The following is a 17,231-nucleotide window of genomic DNA, read 5'->3' as shown; positions in this document are numbered from 1 at the left end:
CGGCCGCATGGGCCGCATGCTGATCGAGGCCGTGCAGGCCTCGCCCGATGCCCACCTGGCTGGCGCCCTTGACGTGGCCGGCAGCCCGGCCATCGGCAGCGATGCCACCGCCTTCCTGGGCCAGACCAGCGGCGTGACCATCACGTCCGACCTGCACGAGGGCCTGAAGAACGCCCGCTTCCTGATCGACTTCACCCGTCCCGAGGGCACGCTGGCCCACCTGCGCGTGTGCCGCGAGCTGGGCGTGAAGGCCATCATCGGCACCACCGGTTTCACCGATGCGCAGAAGGCCGAGATCGAAGACGCCGCCCGCGACATCGCCATCGTGATGGCGCCGAACATGGCCGTGGGCGTCAACGTGGTCTTCAAGCTGCTGGCCCAGGCGGCCAAGGCGCTCAAGGAAGGCTACGACATCGAGATCATCGAGGCCCACCACCGCCACAAGGTCGACGCCCCCAGCGGCACGGCCCTGAAGATGGGCGAGGTGGTGGCCGAGGCCGTGGGCCGCGACCTCAAGGAATGCGCCGTCTACGGCCGCGAAGGCGTGACCGGCGAACGCGATCCCTCCACCATCGGCTTTGCCACCATCCGTGGTGGCGACGTGGTGGGCGACCACACCGTGCTGTTTGCCGGCATCGGCGAGCGCATCGAGATCACGCACAAGTCCTCCAGCCGCGCCACCTATGCCCAGGGCAGCCTGCGTGCCGCCCGCTTCCTGGCCAACCAGCCCCATGGCCTCTTCGGCATGGATGACGTGCTGGGCCTGAAGTGAGCAAAAGGGCAGGGCAGGCACGATGAGCGGCTGGACGCACTTCTGGGAACAGGGCGATGCCATCGGGCGAGCCGTGGCCATCATGCTCTTGCTGATGTCCATCGGGGCCTGGGTCGTGATCTTCTGGAAGGGCTGGCTCCTGGCCCGTGCCCGCCGCGACCTGGCCCACGGGGCGAAGGCCTTCTGGCAGGCGCCTGACCTGGACCAGGGCCGCGCCACGCTGGCGGCGATCGACCGCGAAGCCGTGCTGCTGCCCCTGGTCGATGCCGCCCGGTCCGAGGTTTCGGCCGCCACGCTCGAGGGCCAGGCCGGTGCCGAAGCCCAGTTGACCCGCCGCCTGCGCGACAGCCTGCACGGTGTGCTGGCCCGCCTTCAGGCCGGCCAGGTGCTGCTCGCGTCTGTGGGGGCCGTGTCGCCCTTCGTGGGCCTGTTCGGCACCGTCTGGGGCATCTACCACGCCATGCTCAGCATCAGCGCCGAAGGCTCGGTCAGCATCGACAAGGTGGCGGGCCCGGTGGGCGAAGCGTTGATCATGACCGCAGCCGGGTTGGCCGTGGCCATTCCGGCCGTGCTGGCCTACAACGTGTTCGGCAAGTACGTCTCGGCCTGCGAAGCCGACCTCGAAGGCTTCGCGCACGACCTGCGCGAAACCCTGCTGGCCCGTCTCGCCCGTTCGGGGCGCTGAAGGCCGCACGCCATGGCATTCGGTCGCCTGCAGCGCCCCCAGGGCAGCCAGCCCATGAGCGAGATCAACATGACGCCGCTCATCGACGTGATGCTGGTGCTGCTGATCATCTTCATGATCACGGCGCCCATGATGACCTCGCGCCTCAAGCTCGACCTGCCCAAGGCCGATGCGGCCCAGCCCTCGCAGCCGGTGCCCGACAGCCTGGCCGTGGCCATCACGGCCGATGGCCTGCTGCACCTGGACGACCAGATCGTTTCGCCTGAGGCCCTGGCCCAGCGTGCCCTGGCCCAGGCCAAGGCCAAGCCCCAGACCGAGGTGCAACTGCGTGCCGACAAGGTGGTGGCCTACGGCAAGGTGGCCGAGCTCATCGGCCTGCTGCAGAAGGCCGGCCTGAACCGCATCGCCTTCGTGACGGAAGGGGCCGGAGAGGCCCCCGCACCCGCCCCACAGCCTTGAGATCATGGGGCATGAACGGGCCTGCCTGAGCCTGCGGTGAGCCGGTTGGCGGCCGAGTGTCGGCGCGCGGCGACAGCCCCACGGTGGGTGGTCTTTTCCGAGGCTGGCGGTCATGGAGGGCGCGCACAATGGTCTTCACGTTGACTGTTGGCAAGGACCCTCGATGGCAGCCCCCAAGTTCCCCACCCAGCGATTCGACAAGGCCGACGCCGCCCTCAAGCACGTCACGCAGCTCTACGATTCGCAGATCAGCTACCTGCGTGACAGCCTGCAGCGCTTCGTGGCCGGCGACCAGCTCAAGCACCACGTGCGTGCCAAGTACCCCTTTGTGCGCGTGCACACCGACACCGTGGCGCGAGCCGATTCACGGCTGTCCTACGGTTTTGTGGCGGGCCCCGGCACCTACGAAACCACGCTGACCCGCCCTGACCTCTACGCCGACTACTACCGCGAGCAGTTCCAGCTCCTGCTGGCCAACCACGGCGTGGCGCTGGAGGTGGGCCTGGGTTCCGACCCCATCCCCATCCACTTCAGCCTGGGCGAGCACCAGCACCTGGAAGGCAGCCTGAGCCCCGAGCGCCGCCTGCTGCTGCGCGACCAGTTCGACCTGCCCGACCTGGCCTCGATGGACGACGGCATCGCCAACGGCACCTACGAGACGCGTGGCGGCTCGCGCCCGCTGGCCCTGTTCACGGCGCCCCGGGTCGATTACTCGCTGCACCGCCTGCGCCACTACACCGGCACCTCGCCCGAGCACTTCCAGAACTTCGTGCTCTTCACCAATTACCAGTTCTACATCGACGAGTTCGTGCGCATGGGCCATGAGCTGATGCGCCGCGCGCCCGATCCGGCCCACCCGCGTGACGACGACGACTGCATCGCCTTCGTCGAGCCGGGCAATGTGGTGACACGCCGTGTGGGCCAGGAGGTGGAGGTGGGCGATGCCCTGGGCGCCGTGCCGCCGCGCCTGCCGCAGATGCCGGCCTACCACCTGATCCGCAAGGACCGCAGTGGCATCACCATGGTCAACATCGGGGTGGGCCCGGCCAATGCCAAGACCATCACCGACCACATCGCGGTGCTGCGCCCCCATGCCTGGATCATGCTGGGCCACTGCGCCGGCCTGCGCAACTCCCAGCAGCTGGGCGACTACGTGCTGGCCCACGGCTATGTGCGCGAAGACCATGTGCTGGACGAAGACCTGCCGCTGTGGGTGCCGATCCCGCCGCTGGCTGAAATCCAGCTGGCGCTGGAAGGGGCGGTGGCCGATGTGACCCAGCTGCATGGCTACGAGCTCAAGCGCATCATGCGCACCGGCACGGTGGCCTCGACCGACAACCGCAACTGGGAGCTCCTGCCCCAGCGCGAGCCCGAGCGCCGTTTCAGCCAGAGCCGTGCCGTGGCGCTGGACATGGAAAGCGCCACGATTGCTGCCAACGGCTTCCGCTTCCGCGTGCCCTACGGCACCTTGCTGTGCGTGAGCGACAAGCCCCTGCACGGCGAGCTCAAGCTGCCCGGCATGGCCAACACCTTCTACCGCGAGCGGGTTGATCAGCACCTGCGCATCGGGTTGCGGGCCATCGAGCGACTGCGGGCCAACATGGCCGGCCAGCTGCACAGCCGCAAGCTGCGCAGCTTTGCCGAGGTGGCCTTCCAGTAAGGCGCGGTGCCCGGAAACGAACACGCCACCTCACCCTTTCGGGTAGGTGGCGTGGGGGTGGGGCAGAAAGCGGGATCAGGCGGCGGCGAGGGCGGCGCGGTCCAGTGCTTCCTGGATGGGGGCCACTTCGCGGCGCACCTGTTCACCGGCCAGCTGCTCGGCCACTTTCAGGTCGAAGGCGGTCTGCAGGTCCATCCAGTATTGCGGCGTGGTGCCGAAGAAGCGGGCCAGGCGCAGCGCGGAATCCGGGCTGATGCCACGACGTTCGCGAACGATGTCGTTCACACGCGGCGCGGGCACGTGCAGGCGGATGGCAAGACCGCTGGCCGACAGGCCATGGGGGTCCATGAATTTGGCGCGCAGGATGGCGCCGGGGTGCACAGCTTGAGAGGTGGTCATGGTCCTGGGCTTTTCAAAGATACTGCAATGATCGTATGTGCTTTGCCGCCCGAAGATTGTCAATCCGACGACAATTACACGCGATCCATCTAACCATTTCGGGGGATTGTGGCGCCAAGGTGCCACCGTTTACCGGTTGACGACGTCCATGCCGCATCGATCCAGCCCCACGCCGGCCAGCCTGTTGCCCGCCTTGCGCACGCACCTGTGGTTCGCCAGCTGCCCGGAGGCCTTCCAGCTGGCCCTGGTCGAGCGCTCGCGCCTGTGGCAGATCAAGGCGGGCGAGACCCTGTTCTCGCGCGGCGATGCGCACGATGGCCTGTGCTGCGTGGTGGCCGGGGCATTGAAGCTGGGCTCGACCAGCCCGGTCGACGGCAGCCACCGTCTCACCCTCTATGTGGAGCCCTATCACTGGTTTGGCGAAATCAGCCTGATCGACCGCCTGCCCCGCAGCCAGGACGCCGTGGCCGACATGGACAGCACGGTGTTGGTGGTGTCGCGCGCGCAGATCGAGCCCTGGCTGGACGAGCACCCCGCCTGCTGGCGCGACGTGGCCCGCCTGGGCTGCGGCAAGCTGCGCCTGATGCTCTCGGCCATGGAGGACAACGCGACCCTGCCGGTGGAGCAGGTGCTGGCGCGACGCTTGCTGTTTTCGGTGACGAACTTCGGCCAGGCCACCCAGGGCGCGCCGCGTCGCCATGTGCGCCTGCCGCAGGAGTACCTGGCCCGCATGATGGGCGTGTCCCGCCAGACGGTGAACAAGGCCTTGCGCGCCATGGCGCGTGACCAGGTGCTGGCCTTGCACTATGCCGAGATCGAGATCCTCGACATGGGGGCCCTGGTCCAGCGTGCGGGCCGCATCGACCCGGCGCTGGTGGGGGTGCTGCTGCCGCCGCGTCCGCCCAAGGCGGGCGAAGCGGTCGCCTGATCCGATCTGTCGGATCGCAAGGCGATCAGCCGCGCACGCGGGGCTTGACCTTGGCTGCCGCGGCCAGGGCCTTGGCACGGGCGGTGTCCACGTCGGGGGCGGTGGCCAGGGCCACGCCCAGGCGGCGCTTGACGAAGCTTTCGGGCTTGCCGAAGAGGCGGATGTCGGTGCCGGGTTCGCTCAGGGCTTCGGCCACGCCGTCAAAGACCACGTCTTGCGCGTCGACGCCGCCGTAGATCACGGCCGACGCGCCCGGTGCGCGCAGGCTGGTGTCCACGGGCAGGCCCAGGATGGCGCGGGCGTGCAGTTCGAACTCGCTTTGCACCTGGGTGCTGAGCGTGACCAGGCCGGTGTCGTGCGGGCGCGGGCTGACCTCGCTGAACCAGACCATGTCGCCCTTCACAAAGAGCTCGACGCCGAAGAGGCCCTGGCCGCCTAGGTTGTCGGTCACGGTGCGGGCAATGGTCTGGGCGCGCTCCAGGGCCAGGGGGCTCATGGGTTGGGGCTGCCAGCTTTCGACGTAGTCGCCGCTGACCTGCTTGTGGCCAATGGGCTCGCAGTAGGCGGTGGCGATCTGACCGGCTTCGGCGCCCTGGCCACGTGCGCGCACGGTCAGCAGGGTGATTTCGTAGTCGAAGTCGATGAAGCCTTCGACGATGACGCGGCCGTGGCTGACGCGGCCACCGGCCATCGCGTACTCCCACGCCTTTTGCACGTCGGCGGGGCCATCGATCTTGCTTTGACCCTTGCCGGACGAGCTCATGACGGGCTTGACGACGCAGGGGTAGCCGATGGCAGCACCCAGGCCGTCGGTGCCGTCGATGGCGGCCTGCAGCTCAGCCAGCGAATTGCAGAAGCGGTAGGGGCTGGTGGGCAGGGCCAGGGTTTCGGCGGCCAGGCGGCGGATGCCTTCGCGGTCCATGGTGAGGCGGGCAGCCCGGGCCGTGGGGATGACGCGCACCACGCCTTCGGCTTCGAGCTTTTCCAGCTCGGCGGTGGCGATGGCCTCGATCTCGGGCACGACCAGCTGCGGGCGCTCGGCCTCGATCAGGGTGCGCAGCTGGGCCGCGTCGCTCATGGTGATGGTGCGAGCGTGGTGGGCGACCTGCTGGCCGGGTGCGTTCTCGTAGCGGTCGACGGCGATGGTCTCGACGCCCAGGCGCTGCAGCGCGATCAGCACCTCCTTGCCGAGTTCGCCCGAGCCCAGCAGCATCACGCGGGCGGCCGAGGGCGACAGGGGGGTACCGAGGGTCAGGGTCTGGACGGGCGTGCTCATGGCTGGGGCTGGCCGCCGCGGCGGCGAGGGTGAAGACAGCCGCTATTGTCGCGCCACCAGCGGCAGGATCACGGCAAAGCGCGAGCCGAGGTCGAGGGTGCTGTGCACGCTGACCTCGCCGCCCAGGCGTGCGGTGAGCCGTTGCACCACGGCCAGGCCCAGGCCGGAGCCGCTGGCGCGCTGCACGCGCTCGTCTTCCAGTCGGATGTAGGGCTCGAAGATGCGCGTCAGCTCTTCGGGCGGGATGCCGATGCCGGTGTCGATCACTTCCAGGCAGAGGCGGTCGGGTGGGCCAGCCAGGCGGCTGGCCTTGAGGATGACCTCGCCGGTCAGCGTGTACTTGAGGGCATTGCCCAGCAGGTTGAGCAGGATCTGGCGCACGCGGGTGGGGTCGAGCTCGACCTGGCGCAGCAGGGCCTCGTCCGCCGGAGCCACGCGGTGGTGCAGGGCCAGGCCCTGGCGCTCGGCCTGGGGGCGCAGCTGTTCGGCCACCTCTTCGACGAGGGCGACCAGGTCGATCACCTCGTTGTGCAGGCGCCAGCCGGGGCTGTCGAGCCGTGTGTACTCGGTGACGTCGCGCAGGTGGGTGTCGAGCTGGGCGGCGGCCCGGCGCAGGCGATCGACGGCGCGTTGCTCCGGGCCGCCCTGCACCTTGAGCGCCAGCAGTTCGATGGAGCCCAGCATGGCCTGCAGTGGCGTTCGGATTTCGTGCGAGAGCATGGCCAGGAAACGCTCTTTGCCTTGCTGGGCCTCGCTCTCGGCGCGGTGCAGGCGGCCCTTGAGGGTGGCGATGTACTGCAGGGCCAGGATGCAGGCCGGGTGCACAAACAGCAGCACGGCCCAGACGTGGCTGCTCATGGCGCGGAAGGGGGTGTCGGGCGGCAGGCCGCGCACGCCGTAGAGCCAGCCGTACAGCGCCAGCACGCCGGCGTACATGCCCCAGCTCAGCAGGGCGGCGCCGCTGCGCATGGCCACGAAGGCCGTCACGTAGACCAGGGGCATGAACTGGGCGTTCGAGGCCATGGAGTACAGGCCCACGGCCGACTCGATGCGGGCGGCCTCGTGGAGCGTGCCCAGGAAGAAGACGGCCGTGATGCCCAGCGCCACGGCGGTGACCGTGTTCAGCCACAGGGGGCGGCGCCACAGCAGCAGGCTGGCCACGGCATAGACGCCGGACATGGTGATGGCGGCGTAGCGGTCCCAGGGGGTGTTCCAGCCGGCCTGGCCATCGTGGTACCAGGCGAACAGGGCGCCCACGGCCACCACGCCGCAGACGCGGGCCAGCAGCCGGGCGGCCAGCAGGTCGGTGTCGGGGCGAGGGGGCGTGCCGCCTTCAGCCATGCGTGTCGGGGGATGACAGGCGGTCGAGCTTGCTCTGGATGGCGGCGGTCAGCACGGCAGGGCGCACGGGCTTTTCGAAGAAGGTGACGCCCTGCGTGCGCAGCAGGGTGGTCAGCGTGGCTTCGGAGGCGCGGCCATCGCGCAGCTGGCCGGTGAGCAGCACGATGGGGGCGTCGGGCTGTTCGCGGCGGATGCGCTCGACCAGGGCCTGCGAGGTCTGCCCGCCGGCTAGGATCAGGTCGACCACGTAGGCGTCGTGCTGGTCGAGCGGGGCGGACAGCAACTGGGCCGGGCTGGTGTAGGCCTGGGCGCGGTAGCCGGACTCGTTGAACCAGTCGCTGAGGGCTTCGGCCGCGTCGGCGTCGTCGTCGACCACGGCGATGCGGGCGCGTTCGGGCTGGTCTGGGGCGCTGAGTTGCAGGTGGTCGACGCCATAGCGTGCGCCCGTCACGCCATCACGGTCCAAACGGTTGGGGGTGGCGACCAGCCAGCCTTCGGGCCCGTAGACCGCCTGCAACGACGAGGCGCCCGGGGCCTCGAGGGGGCCGAGGCGGATGTCGCAGGGCAGGGTCTGGTCTTCGCTGCGCAAGCGCGCCGGGTGGTGCAAGGCACGGGGAGGCTCGGCGCTCGCGCCCTGGTGTTCGCCTGGCCCGAACACCTCGCCCAGGCTGACCCCGAAGTGCCGGCAGACGGTCTGGACCTCGTCGAACAGCCACACGGCCCCGCGGAGCTTGCGCCGGGCCTGGCTGATGGAAATCGCGCATATTTGCGCGATCTGGGCAGCCTGGTGTCGCAGGGGAACGCCGTGGCGTCCCATGAGGTCGGTCAGCGCTCGTGCTGTGGGCGAGGGGGCATCGGCCCCCAACGGGCTGCTGTCTTCAAGGGGATCCAGTCGGGCCATGGGGGAGAAGTGGAGGGCGGCGCGCAGAAAAGGGGTCGTGCGAGGGTGTTTTGCGATTATCGGACGGTTTGCAGTCGCCTCAGGGGGATGGCGGGATTTGGTGAATTGCGTCAAAAATGAGCGTTTGAGCAAATATGGCACATATACTGCGCAGGTGCGCTGGACATTCATTCACAACATGGCGCCGCTCAGGGACATTCATCCAATTCACCAACCCCGCAAGGGGCTGGCGAGCGGGCCCTCCTGTCAAGGATCAAGGCCACGCTCGGTGCCGAAAGGCTTTTCCAAACCACCCTGCGGGGTGGTTTTTTCATGGGCCGCGGCATGATGCGAGGGTGTGCAAGCTGGCTTCGTGATCCCCTGTTGTCCCATGTCCTCTGATTTCCGCCCACCCCTGTCTGCTTCCCCAGGTCGCATCGGCATCATGGCCGCCATGCCGGCCGAGCTGTTTGCCGTGCTCGCAGCCATGCCCGATGAGGCCCGTGTGACGCGGGCCGGCCGCGATTTCTGGGTAGGGCACCTGCATGGCCGCGAGGTGGTGGCGGTGCTGTCGCGCATCGGCAAGGTGGCGGCGGCCACCACCGCCACACTGCTGCTGGCCGAGTTCGGCGTGACCCAGATCGTGTTCACCGGCGTGGCTGGTGGCCTGGGTGAGGGCGTCAAGGTGGGCGATGTGGTGGTCGCCGATGCCCTGCTGCAGCACGACATGGACGCGTCCCCCCTGTTCCCGCGCTTCGAGCTGCCAGGCACCGACATCAGCCGCCTGCATCCTCCGCGGGCCCTGGTCGACACCGTGTGCCGCAGCCTGCGCGAGGCATTGGCCCCCGAGACCCTGGCGGCCCGCCAGCCTGCGCTGATGGAACAGCTCGCCAGCCTGGGTTTGGGGCAGCCGGTGGTGCACCGTGGCCTGGTGATCAGCGGCGACCAGTTCCTGTCTTCGGCGCGCGCCTGTGCGGCCTTGCGAGGGGCCTTGCCTGACGCGCTGGCCGTCGAAATGGAGGGCGCGGCGGTGGCCCAGGTCTGCCACGATTTCGGGGTGCCGGTCACGGTGCTGCGCACCATCTCCGACCGTGCCGACGACACCGCCCACCTGGATTTCCCCCGCTTCCTCGAGGCCGTGGCCAGCCCCTATGCGGTGGCCATGCTGGGGGCCTTGCTGCCGCTGATCTGAGGCGCGGCCAGCCCGGTGCAACCGGGCGCCCCTCAGACAAACCACGATAGCCTGCCGTGATCGCGCGTCCCGCCGCGCCATCTGCTGATCGATGAGGCGAAAACCTACAGTCGCCTGACTCTCTGTGATGCCCGTCACAGACAGAAGAGGCCCCACCCAAGGGGCCCGTTTTCGAGTCCATCCACATCGAACAGGAGACATGCATGCTTCAATCTTTCCCGCGTCGTGCGGTGGCCGCGGCCATTGCGACCCTCACGGCCACATCGCTCGGTGGTCTGCTCAGTGCCTGCGGAGGCGGCAGCGATGCCGCCACGGCGACCACCGCCAGCACCGGCACGAGCACAACCACCTCGACCGCGGCCGCAGGCGTGTACGACGCCCAGCTGGCCTTTGACCCGAGCAACTACAAGACCATCACCGTCACGCTGGATGGCGTGGCCACGCCCGTGCGCTGGTACCGCGAAGTCTGCTACGTGGGCAAGCCCATGCAACTGGCTCCCACGCAACCCGCCGGGGCGGTGGACAACCAGACCTGCGGCTACCAGAACCTGAACATCTTCGTGCGCGAGGTGGACGCGGCCAAGCAGGACAACGCCATCTTGCTCAACGTGAACAACGCAGGCTGGATGGCCAGTTACCAGGGCGGCAAGGGGGGCTGGAACGGCACCGATGCCATCACCGGCAGCAACTACGCTGGCGCCGACATCGTCGACGGTGGCACCTATGTCAGCACCAGCGACAGCAACAAGGTGGGCGCCGCGCTGGCCCGGGGCATGGTCTACATCAACATGGCCTCGCGCAGCCGCGGTGCGGTGGCCCCGGCCGGCGTCTACGACGATGGCATCTACCAGGGCAAGGCGCCCGCCGCCATCGTGGACGCCAAGGCCGCCGTGCGCTACCTGCGTCTGAACGACGGCGTCATGTTCGGCAACGCCCGCCGCATCGTGGTCAACGGCACCAGCGGTGGGGGCGCCCAGGTGACGCAGCTCGGGGCCACCGGTGACCATGCCGACTACCTGCCGTACCTGAAGGCCTTCGGTGCGGCGGGCGTCGATGCAAATGGCCTGAGCTCCATCAGCGACAGCGTCTATGCCGTGGTGGCCTATTGCCCCATCCAGGACCTGGGCAGTGCCGACCTGGCCTATGAGTGGATGTACAACGTGCTGGACACCCGTGCGCTGGTCTCTGCCGACCAGAAGGCGGGCCTGATCGTCGATGCCAGCGGCAACGAACTGGTGCGCGCTTCGAATTCGGACCCGCAAGCCAGCCAGGAACTGATGGCCAAGTTCGTGAGCTACCAGGCCAGCCTGGGCCTGAAGAACGACGATGGCTCGGCGCTCACCACAGACAACATGCTGGCGGCCTTGCAGACCGAAATCAAGAAGGCGGCGAGCACCTACGTGAAGGCCGGCAAGACCTTTGTGGCCTACAACAGCCACGGCTCCGCGGCGGCGAACGGCCGCAATGGGGGCAGTGGCACGCTGTACTACCTGAACGATTTCATCGACGTGGACGCCAGCGGCACGGTCAATGCCTTCAACATGTCGAAGTACCTGAAGTTCGTGGCCACGCAATCGCGACTCAAGGCAGCGCCGGGCTTTGACCAGGTGGGCATCACCTCGGCGCTGGCGGCCACGGCCACCTCCGACACCACCCAGGCCGGCGCCATCATTTACGGCAACTACGGGGGCGGGGAGTCGAACCTCTTCGGCACGGCGGCACAGGTCTATTCCAACTTCACCGAGTTCGGATGGAATCACAACAACGGTGGCGATGCGATCAACGCCGCACAAAGCGATGTGGGTCTGCTGAACACCGGCTACACCTGGGACGCTGCGCCCCAGAAGGCCTTCCTCTTGAACCAGTACAAGATGATCAACGCACTGGCCTATGTGGGCAAGACCGATGCGATCACCCGACACTGGCGCATCCGCAATGGCGCGCGCGACCGCGACACCTCCTTCACCGTGGCCTACAACATCAGCCGCGCGCTGAAGGCCGACAGCAAGGTCAAGGATGTGGACTTTGCCCTCCATTGGGACCAGGGGCACGCCGGCAACTATGACGTGCAGGACGCGTTCAGCTGGATCGATGCCCGCTTGGCGGCAGGGGATTGAGACGGGGCTGCCTGACCGCGGCGGGCTGGGCTCGCCGCGCAAGAGCCTTGCCTGGCGGCACACGCAGCCAGGGTGCGGGTTCGTGCGGGATGGTGCGCCGTCAACGGACCGCGCGGCCCATGAAGAGCTTGGCGATCAGGCCGCGGAGCCAGCGGTTGCCTGCATCCTGGTGATAACGGGCGTGCCAATGCTGTTTGACGTCGAACGAAGGCACATCCAGCGGGCAGGGATGGACCGCCAGGTTACCCATGTGCGCCAGGGTCTCGCCGATGTGTCGCGGCAGCGTGGCGATGAGGTCGGTGTTGGACACGACGGGCGCCAGGCCCAGGAAGCCTGGCAGCTCGAGTTGCACGCGGCGCTGGATGCGATGCTGTTGCAGCGCCGACTCCAGCAATTGGTAACCCGTGCCTGAGGCGATGGAAATGTGTGCTTCCTCGCGGTAACGCTTGAGCGTCAAGGTCTTGCCAATGCGCGGGTGAGACCGGCTGGTGATGCACACCCAGTCCTGCGGGAACAAGGTCTGCTGGTAGATGCCGGACTCCAGCCAGGGTGCAAACCCCAGCGCCAGATCGGCCTCCCCCGAAGCGAGAGACTGAGCGGTCTGGCCGTCAATGCGTGCCGCCTCGAGTCGGACCTGAGGCGCCTCCGCCCTCACGTGCGTCAGCAGCTGCGGCAGCAAAGTCACATGGCTGGCATCCGTCATGCAGATGCGAAAACGGCGCTGTGCCGTCCGAGGTACGAAATCTGACTCCCATGCCGACAGCCGCCGAAGCGATTCGAGGATTTCGCGGCTCTGGCCGATGAGGGCGTCCGCACGTGGCGTGGGCTGCATGCCGCTGGCCGTCCGCACAAACAGTGGATCACGCAGGTGCTCGCGCAGGTGAGCGAGCCAGATGCTCACGGTCGGCTGGCTCTGGCCCAGTTGTTCGGCGGCACGCGTCACGCTTCGCGTGTTGTACAGGACGTCGAACAACTGCAGCAACTTCAAATCGGGCAGGTTGGGGGTGTCGGGATTCATTGCTGTACGCAATATACACATTTCAATCATTGCGTTGCGCTTAATTTGATCGCGGCCTACATTGCGTTCACCGTCAGCGCATCGGCGTGACGGACACCCTGGTGGGGCCCGTTTCGACGGTCTTGCCCCCCTCGATTCGAGCTTTCTGGAGGTTCCGTGAAAATCTGCATTCTGGGTGCCGGCGCATTGGGATGCGCCATCGGCGCAGCACTGACGCAAGCAGGCTCCGACGTCTGGCTGGTGACGCGTTCTCAAGCCAATGTCGATGCCATGAACGCCAAAGGACTGACGCTGGTGGAGGCCGACGGCGAGCGCAACGTGGCGGTCAAGGCGGCCGTGGAGGCAAAAGGGATCGGGCCGGTCGACCTCTTGATCGTGTTGGTCAAATCAGGCGACACCCGTGCGGCCATCGGGGCCTCAAGCAGCCTGATTGGCGCCGAGACCTGCGTGATGTCCCTTCAAAACGGCCTGGGTCACGAGGACATTCTGGCCAGCGCCGTCGGGGCGCATCGTGTTCTGGCAGGCAAGACCTATGTGGGCGGCGTCCAGTTGGCCCCGGGCCGCATCATCTCGGGCACGCGAGGCAAGCAGACCTTCATTGGCGAACTGGATGGCAGTGTGACCGCCCGAGTGCAGGCCATCGCGGCCGAGTTCAACCGGGCGGGCCTGGAGACAACCGTCAGCGCCAACATCATGGGGACGATGTGGGACAAGCTGCTGGTCAATGTGGCCACGGGGGCCTTGAGCGGCATCACAAGGCTGCCCTACGGGGGGCTCTATGCCGTGCCGGAAGTCAAGGCGACGGCCCTGGCTGCCGTGGCCGAAGCCATGGCCGTGGCCCGGGCCCGTGGCGTGACGCTGAGCTTCGCCGAGCCCGAAGCGGCCTGGCTGCACGCAGGGCAAGGCCTGCCCGACAGCTTCAAGGCCTCCATGCTGCAAAGCCTTGAAAAAGGCGCCCTCACCGAAATCGATTTCATCAATGGCGCGGTGGTGCGCTGGGGCGAGCAACTGGGCGTGCCCACACCCGTCAACGCGGCCCTGGTTGGCTGCATCAAGGGCATTGAAAAGGCATTGACTTACCAGCCTGCGGAGGCAAGCGCATGAGCACCCGAGCCTACATCGAACACGTGGCCATCTGGGTCAAGGACATCCATTGGCACATCCGCTTCTTCCACGAGGTGCTGGGCATGACGATGCGTGAAGTGCAAGGCAGCATCGAAGAGCCTGTTCAGTACTGGACGCTGGGCGGCATGCAGTTCATGTCCAAGCCCGACTTCAACGACACCGAAGGCAGGCTGGGGCACCTGGGCGTGATGTGCGAGGACATGGAGGCAGCGCTGGCTGCAGCCCAGGCCTTTGGCGTGACCGAGATGCCGCAAGGCCGCAACTGGCTTCGCCTGCCAGATGGCCTGGTCGTCGAGTTGATCCAGGCCAGCCCCGCACGTGCCGTGTCGGACATCCTGGCCATCAACGCACGCAGCTGAACACAGGCACGCCTGTGCCTCATACGGAGACACCATGATCATTGAAAAGTACTGGGATGACGCCCAGGTCGGGGACGAGTGCGTCAGCCCGACTTACACGTTCACCGAAGCCCGCGTGATGGCCTATGCCGAGCTGACCGGCGACCACACGCCTGTGCACACCGACGAGGCCTATGCGCGCACCACACCGTTTGGCACGCGTGTGGCGCATGGCCTGTTTGGCCTGTCGGTCGCCGATGGCCTCAAGACCATCAGCGACTACCGCTTCGTGCCTGGCATGTCTCTGGGTTGGGAGTGGGGCTTTGTGGCCCCCATCAAGCTGGGTGATGTGGTGCACGTCCGGTTCCGGGTCGGCAGCATGCGTGAATCGAAGAGCAAGCCTGGCTGGGGCATCGTGGTGTTGCCATCCGAGCTGGTCAACCAGCATGGCGAGGTTGTCCAGAAAGGCGAGCACCGTCTGATGATCCCGCGCCGTCCGGCGCAAGGAGCACCCGCATGAGCCAGCCACTTCCGCTTGAAGGCATCCGCGTCATCGATTACAGCCACTTTCTGGCTGGGCCGCACCTGTCGCGCAATCTGGCCGCGCTGGGCGCCGAGGTGATCAAGGTCGAGCGTCCCACCTCGGGTGACGCGGGGCGCCAGCACGCCTACTTCATCAATGGCCAGAGCGGCTACTTCATGCAGCAGAACATGGGCAAGAAGGGCTTGTGCATCAACCTGAAGGACCCGCGCGGACTGGAGATGATGCACAAGCTCACCGACACGGCCGATGTGTTCATCGAAAACTACCGACCCGGCGCACTCGACAAGCTGGGTCTGGGCTACCAGACGCTGTCTGCGCGCAACCCAGGACTGGTGTACTGCTCCATCTCGGCTTATGGCCACACGGGGCCGGAGTCGCACCGCGCGGGCTTTGGCCTGATTGCCGAAGCCAAGAGCGGCATCATGCAGATGGTGGGCACGCCGGGCGAGGCGCCACCGCTGCTGCGCATCGCGCTGGGCGACATGTACACAGGGCTGAATGGTGTGGCCGCGGTGTGCGCTGCGCTGCTGGGTCGCGTCAAGTCCGGCAAGGGGCAGCACATCGACCTGGCCCTGTATGACTGCCTGGTCTCGATGCATGAATACGCGGTTCAGGCCTACACCTTGTCGGGCGGCACCGAGTTGCCTGAGAAGGCAGGACACGATCTGCCCCAGTCCACGCTCTATGGCGCCTTCAGCGCCAGGGACGGCGACCTGGTGATTGCGGCGCAGGTGGACGAGGCCTGGAAGCGCCTGGCCCTGCTGGTCGGTGGCGAGGCGCTGGCTGGCGACACGCGCTTTCACAGTGCGGCGGGCCGCAACGCGCACCGCATGGAAATCTTGCCCATCGTGCGTGCCTGGGCCGCCGAGCGGAGCGTGGCAGATTGCCTGGCCGCCCTGGATGCCGTCGATGTCCCTTGCGCCAAGGTGCAGCGCATTGACGAGGTGCTGGCAGACCCGCAGATCATCGCCCGCAACATGGTGATCGAGCAGGACCACCCCGTGGTGGGCAAGGTGCGCCTGCCCAATCTGCCCTACCACTTCTCTGATTGCGACACCACGCCCAAGTCGCCCGCACCGCTGATGGGGCAGCACAACCGCAGCATCGCCGCCGACCTGGGCTATTCGCAGGCTGACATCGATGCACTGGCCCGCGATGGCGTGCTGTATGCCGAAGAGGCCGTCGCAAGCTTGCAGAACTGAAACGAAAGACACACATGACCGAACGCTACGCTGTGATCGGCAACCCGATCGGGCACACCAAGTCACCGTTGATCCATGGCATGTTCGCCAAGGCCACGAACCAGTCGCTGCATTACAGCGCGATCGAAGGGCCGCTAGACGGCTTCGTTGGCGCGGTCCAGGCCTTTCGCGATGGTGGGGGCCGCGGCATGAACGTCACCGCCCCCTTCAAGCTGCAGGCTTTTGAGCTGGCCGACGAACGCTCTGAGCGCGCCAACCTGGCTGGTGCCGTGAATGCCTTGAAGTTCGAGGGCGGGCGCATCCTGGCTGACAACTTCGATGGCATCGGCCTGGTGAACGACATCCAGCGCAACCTGGGCATGTCGCTGGCCGGCAAGCGCGTGCTGCTGCTGGGGGCTGGGGGCGCGGCCCGTGGCGCCTTGCTGCCTTTGCTGGAGGCCGCGCCTGCGGAGCTGGTGATCGCCAACCGATCCGTGGACAAGGCACAGACCCTGGCTCGGCAGCTGGCCGACCGCGGTCCCGTGCGCGGTGGGGGGTATGGCGAGGTGGGTGAAGCCACCTTCGATGTCGTGATCAACGCGACATCGGCGAGCCTCAAGGGGGAGTTGCCACCACTGTCGCCGGTTGTTTTCGCGGCCGATGGCCTCGCTTACGAGCTGGTTTATGGCAAGGGCCTGACACCGTTCCTGCGCCTGGCCGCCAATGCAGGCGTCAAGCGTCTGGCCGATGGTGTGGGCATGCTGGTTGAGCAAGCGGCAGAAGCATTTGTGTGGTGGCGCGGCGTGCGACCCGACACCCGCGCCGTGATCGACACCTTGACCATCCCCTTGGCATGAGGCGGGAGGCCCCCATGAACATCCTGATGCTGCACGGTATCAACCACAACATGTTCGGCAAGCGTGACCCGGCACAGTACGGAACCATCACCCTGGCCGAAATCGACAGCCGGCTCCAGGCGCTGGGGCGCGAGCTGGGTGTCGAGGTCAGTAGTTTCCAGAGCAACAGCGAAGCGGCCATGTGTGAGCGCATCCACCAGGCCTATGCGGACGGGGTGGACGCGGTGCTGATCAACGCAGGCGCCTGGACGCACTACAGCTATGGCATCCGCGATGCGCTGGCCATCCTCACCGTGCCGGTGGTCGAGCTGCACATGTCCAACATCCATGCGCGTGAGCCGTTTCGCCATCACTCGGTGTTTGCCGAGATCGTCAAGGGCCAGATTTGCGGCTTTGGCGTCGACAGCTATCTGCTGGCCTTGCGCGCGGCCGTCTCGGCCGTCACGTCGCAGTGACGAA

General features: G+C 67.1%; 18 protein-coding genes. 13 read left to right on the top strand and 5 right to left on the bottom strand.

The features are described 5' to 3' along the window. The 4 genes from dapB to QZ994_RS00365 form a co-directional block, all read left to right on the top strand. Positions 1-772, top strand: a 772-nt coding sequence (dapB, locus tag QZ994_RS00380) for a 4-hydroxy-tetrahydrodipicolinate reductase (protein WP_290866690.1), incomplete at its 5' end; no start/stop codon positions are given. Between the two features lie 22 nt (positions 773-794). After that, positions 795-1,457 carry a MotA/TolQ/ExbB proton channel family protein gene (locus QZ994_RS00375; protein WP_290866687.1) on the top strand — a complete coding sequence of 221 codons (663 nt, stop codon included), beginning with the start codon at positions 795-797 and terminating at the stop codon, positions 1,455-1,457. 12 nt (positions 1,458-1,469) lie between these two features. Beyond that, positions 1,470-1,916: a biopolymer transporter ExbD gene (locus QZ994_RS00370; RefSeq protein ID WP_290866684.1), complete on the top strand. Its 447-nt coding sequence runs from the start codon at positions 1,470-1,472 to the stop codon at positions 1,914-1,916. Positions 1,917-2,079: 163 nt separating this feature from the next. Then, positions 2,080-3,576: an AMP nucleosidase gene (locus tag QZ994_RS00365; RefSeq protein WP_290866682.1), complete on the top strand. Its 1,497-nt coding sequence runs from the start codon at positions 2,080-2,082 to the stop codon at positions 3,574-3,576. Between the two features lie 75 nt (positions 3,577-3,651). Here the strand turns inward: QZ994_RS00365 and QZ994_RS00360 are convergent, their stop codons facing one another. Beyond that, positions 3,652-3,975 (bottom strand): HigA family addiction module antitoxin, encoded by a 324-nt coding sequence (locus QZ994_RS00360; RefSeq protein ID WP_290866679.1) that lies wholly within the window; start codon positions 3,973-3,975, stop codon positions 3,652-3,654. 148 nt (positions 3,976-4,123) lie between these two features. Between QZ994_RS00360 and QZ994_RS00355 the strand changes: the two genes are divergently transcribed. After that, positions 4,124-4,903, top strand: a complete 780-nt coding sequence (locus tag QZ994_RS00355) for a Crp/Fnr family transcriptional regulator (protein ID WP_290866676.1) — start codon at positions 4,124-4,126, stop codon at positions 4,901-4,903. 25 nt (positions 4,904-4,928) lie between these two features. On the opposite strand, the gene purT is transcribed toward QZ994_RS00355, so the two are convergent. Genes purT through QZ994_RS00340 form a run of 3 tightly spaced genes read right to left on the bottom strand, consistent with a single transcriptional unit; the run spans position 4,929 to position 8,421 of the window. After that, entirely contained in the window at positions 4,929-6,179 is a 1,251-nt protein-coding gene (gene purT, locus QZ994_RS00350) for a formate-dependent phosphoribosylglycinamide formyltransferase (RefSeq protein WP_290866673.1), read from the bottom strand. A 42-nt stretch (positions 6,180-6,221) separates the two neighbouring features. After that, positions 6,222-7,520 carry a HAMP domain-containing sensor histidine kinase gene (locus QZ994_RS00345; protein ID WP_290866670.1) on the bottom strand — a complete coding sequence of 433 codons (1,299 nt, stop codon included), beginning with the start codon at positions 7,518-7,520 and terminating at the stop codon, positions 6,222-6,224. Continuing rightward, positions 7,513-8,421, bottom strand: coding sequence for a helix-turn-helix domain-containing protein (locus QZ994_RS00340; RefSeq protein ID WP_290866667.1), 909 nt, complete (start codon positions 8,419-8,421; stop codon positions 7,513-7,515). Before QZ994_RS00340 ends, QZ994_RS00345 begins: the two co-directional genes overlap by 8 nt. A gap of 370 nt (positions 8,422-8,791) precedes the next feature. Here QZ994_RS00340 and QZ994_RS00335 point away from each other — a divergent pair, with 370 nt between their 5' ends. After that, positions 8,792-9,592: a 5'-methylthioadenosine/adenosylhomocysteine nucleosidase gene (locus tag QZ994_RS00335; RefSeq protein WP_290866664.1), complete on the top strand. Its 801-nt coding sequence runs from the start codon at positions 8,792-8,794 to the stop codon at positions 9,590-9,592. Positions 9,593-9,795: 203 nt separating this feature from the next. Next, complete coding sequence (locus QZ994_RS00330) at positions 9,796-11,709, top strand: subtype B tannase (protein WP_290866661.1); 1,914 nt, start codon at positions 9,796-9,798, stop codon at positions 11,707-11,709. Between the two features lie 100 nt (positions 11,710-11,809). Here the strand turns inward: QZ994_RS00330 and QZ994_RS00325 are convergent, their stop codons facing one another. After that, a complete protein-coding gene (locus tag QZ994_RS00325; RefSeq protein WP_290866658.1) occupies positions 11,810-12,727 on the bottom strand; it encodes a LysR family transcriptional regulator in 918 nt (305 codons plus the stop codon). A 156-nt stretch (positions 12,728-12,883) separates the two neighbouring features. Here QZ994_RS00325 and QZ994_RS00320 point away from each other — a divergent pair, with 156 nt between their 5' ends. Genes QZ994_RS00320 through aroQ form a run of 6 tightly spaced genes read left to right on the top strand, consistent with a single transcriptional unit; the run spans position 12,884 to position 17,227 of the window. Beyond that, on the top strand, positions 12,884-13,831 hold the full coding sequence (locus tag QZ994_RS00320; protein WP_290866655.1) for a ketopantoate reductase family protein: 948 nt from the start codon (positions 12,884-12,886) through the stop codon (positions 13,829-13,831). Next, positions 13,828-14,211, top strand: coding sequence for a VOC family protein (locus tag QZ994_RS00315; protein WP_290866652.1), 384 nt, complete (start codon positions 13,828-13,830; stop codon positions 14,209-14,211). Before QZ994_RS00320 ends, QZ994_RS00315 begins: the two co-directional genes overlap by 4 nt. A gap of 34 nt (positions 14,212-14,245) precedes the next feature. Continuing rightward, a complete protein-coding gene (locus QZ994_RS00310) occupies positions 14,246-14,710 on the top strand; it encodes a MaoC/PaaZ C-terminal domain-containing protein (protein ID WP_290866649.1) in 465 nt (154 codons plus the stop codon). Then, positions 14,707-15,936, top strand: coding sequence for a CoA transferase (locus QZ994_RS00305; protein ID WP_290866646.1), 1,230 nt, complete (start codon positions 14,707-14,709; stop codon positions 15,934-15,936). The genes QZ994_RS00310 and QZ994_RS00305 overlap by 4 nt, the downstream gene beginning before the upstream one ends. Positions 15,937-15,950: 14 nt before the next feature. Further along, a complete protein-coding gene (gene aroE, locus QZ994_RS00300) occupies positions 15,951-16,772 on the top strand; it encodes a shikimate dehydrogenase (protein WP_290866643.1) in 822 nt (273 codons plus the stop codon). Positions 16,773-16,786: 14 nt separating this feature from the next. Further along, entirely contained in the window at positions 16,787-17,227 is a 441-nt protein-coding gene (gene aroQ / locus QZ994_RS00295; RefSeq protein WP_290866640.1) for a type II 3-dehydroquinate dehydratase, read from the top strand. Positions 17,228-17,231 lie beyond the last annotated feature (4 nt).

The sequence above is a fragment of the Aquabacterium sp. genome (genome assembly GCF_021768455.1).
In the GTDB taxonomy this organism is placed as follows: Bacteria; Pseudomonadota; Gammaproteobacteria; order Burkholderiales; family Burkholderiaceae_C; genus Aquabacterium.
The sequence above is the reverse complement of the archived record's forward strand: the minus strand, read 5'-3'. Positions and strand labels throughout refer to the sequence as shown.

Coding starts and splice junctions, on each gene's coding strand:
- QZ994_RS00375 (WP_290866687.1), top strand. CDS start 795: ATGAGCGGCTGGACGCACTTCTGGGAACAGGGCGATGCCATCGGGCGA.
- QZ994_RS00370 (WP_290866684.1), top strand. CDS start 1,470: ATGGCATTCGGTCGCCTGCAGCGCCCCCAGGGCAGCCAGCCCATGAGC.
- QZ994_RS00365 (WP_290866682.1), top strand. CDS start 2,080: ATGGCAGCCCCCAAGTTCCCCACCCAGCGATTCGACAAGGCCGACGCC.
- QZ994_RS00360 (WP_290866679.1), bottom strand. CDS start 3,975: ATGACCACCTCTCAAGCTGTGCACCCCGGCGCCATCCTGCGCGCCAAA.
- QZ994_RS00355 (WP_290866676.1), top strand. CDS start 4,124: ATGCCGCATCGATCCAGCCCCACGCCGGCCAGCCTGTTGCCCGCCTTG.
- purT (WP_290866673.1), bottom strand. CDS start 6,179: ATGAGCACGCCCGTCCAGACCCTGACCCTCGGTACCCCCCTGTCGCCC.
- QZ994_RS00345 (WP_290866670.1), bottom strand. CDS start 7,520: ATGGCTGAAGGCGGCACGCCCCCTCGCCCCGACACCGACCTGCTGGCC.
- QZ994_RS00340 (WP_290866667.1), bottom strand. CDS start 8,421: ATGGCCCGACTGGATCCCCTTGAAGACAGCAGCCCGTTGGGGGCCGAT.
- QZ994_RS00335 (WP_290866664.1), top strand. CDS start 8,792: ATGTCCTCTGATTTCCGCCCACCCCTGTCTGCTTCCCCAGGTCGCATC.
- QZ994_RS00330 (WP_290866661.1), top strand. CDS start 9,796: ATGCTTCAATCTTTCCCGCGTCGTGCGGTGGCCGCGGCCATTGCGACC.
- QZ994_RS00325 (WP_290866658.1), bottom strand. CDS start 12,727: ATGAATCCCGACACCCCCAACCTGCCCGATTTGAAGTTGCTGCAGTTG.
- QZ994_RS00315 (WP_290866652.1), top strand. CDS start 13,828: ATGAGCACCCGAGCCTACATCGAACACGTGGCCATCTGGGTCAAGGAC.
- QZ994_RS00310 (WP_290866649.1), top strand. CDS start 14,246: ATGATCATTGAAAAGTACTGGGATGACGCCCAGGTCGGGGACGAGTGC.
- QZ994_RS00305 (WP_290866646.1), top strand. CDS start 14,707: ATGAGCCAGCCACTTCCGCTTGAAGGCATCCGCGTCATCGATTACAGC.
- aroE (WP_290866643.1), top strand. CDS start 15,951: ATGACCGAACGCTACGCTGTGATCGGCAACCCGATCGGGCACACCAAG.
- aroQ (WP_290866640.1), top strand. CDS start 16,787: ATGAACATCCTGATGCTGCACGGTATCAACCACAACATGTTCGGCAAG.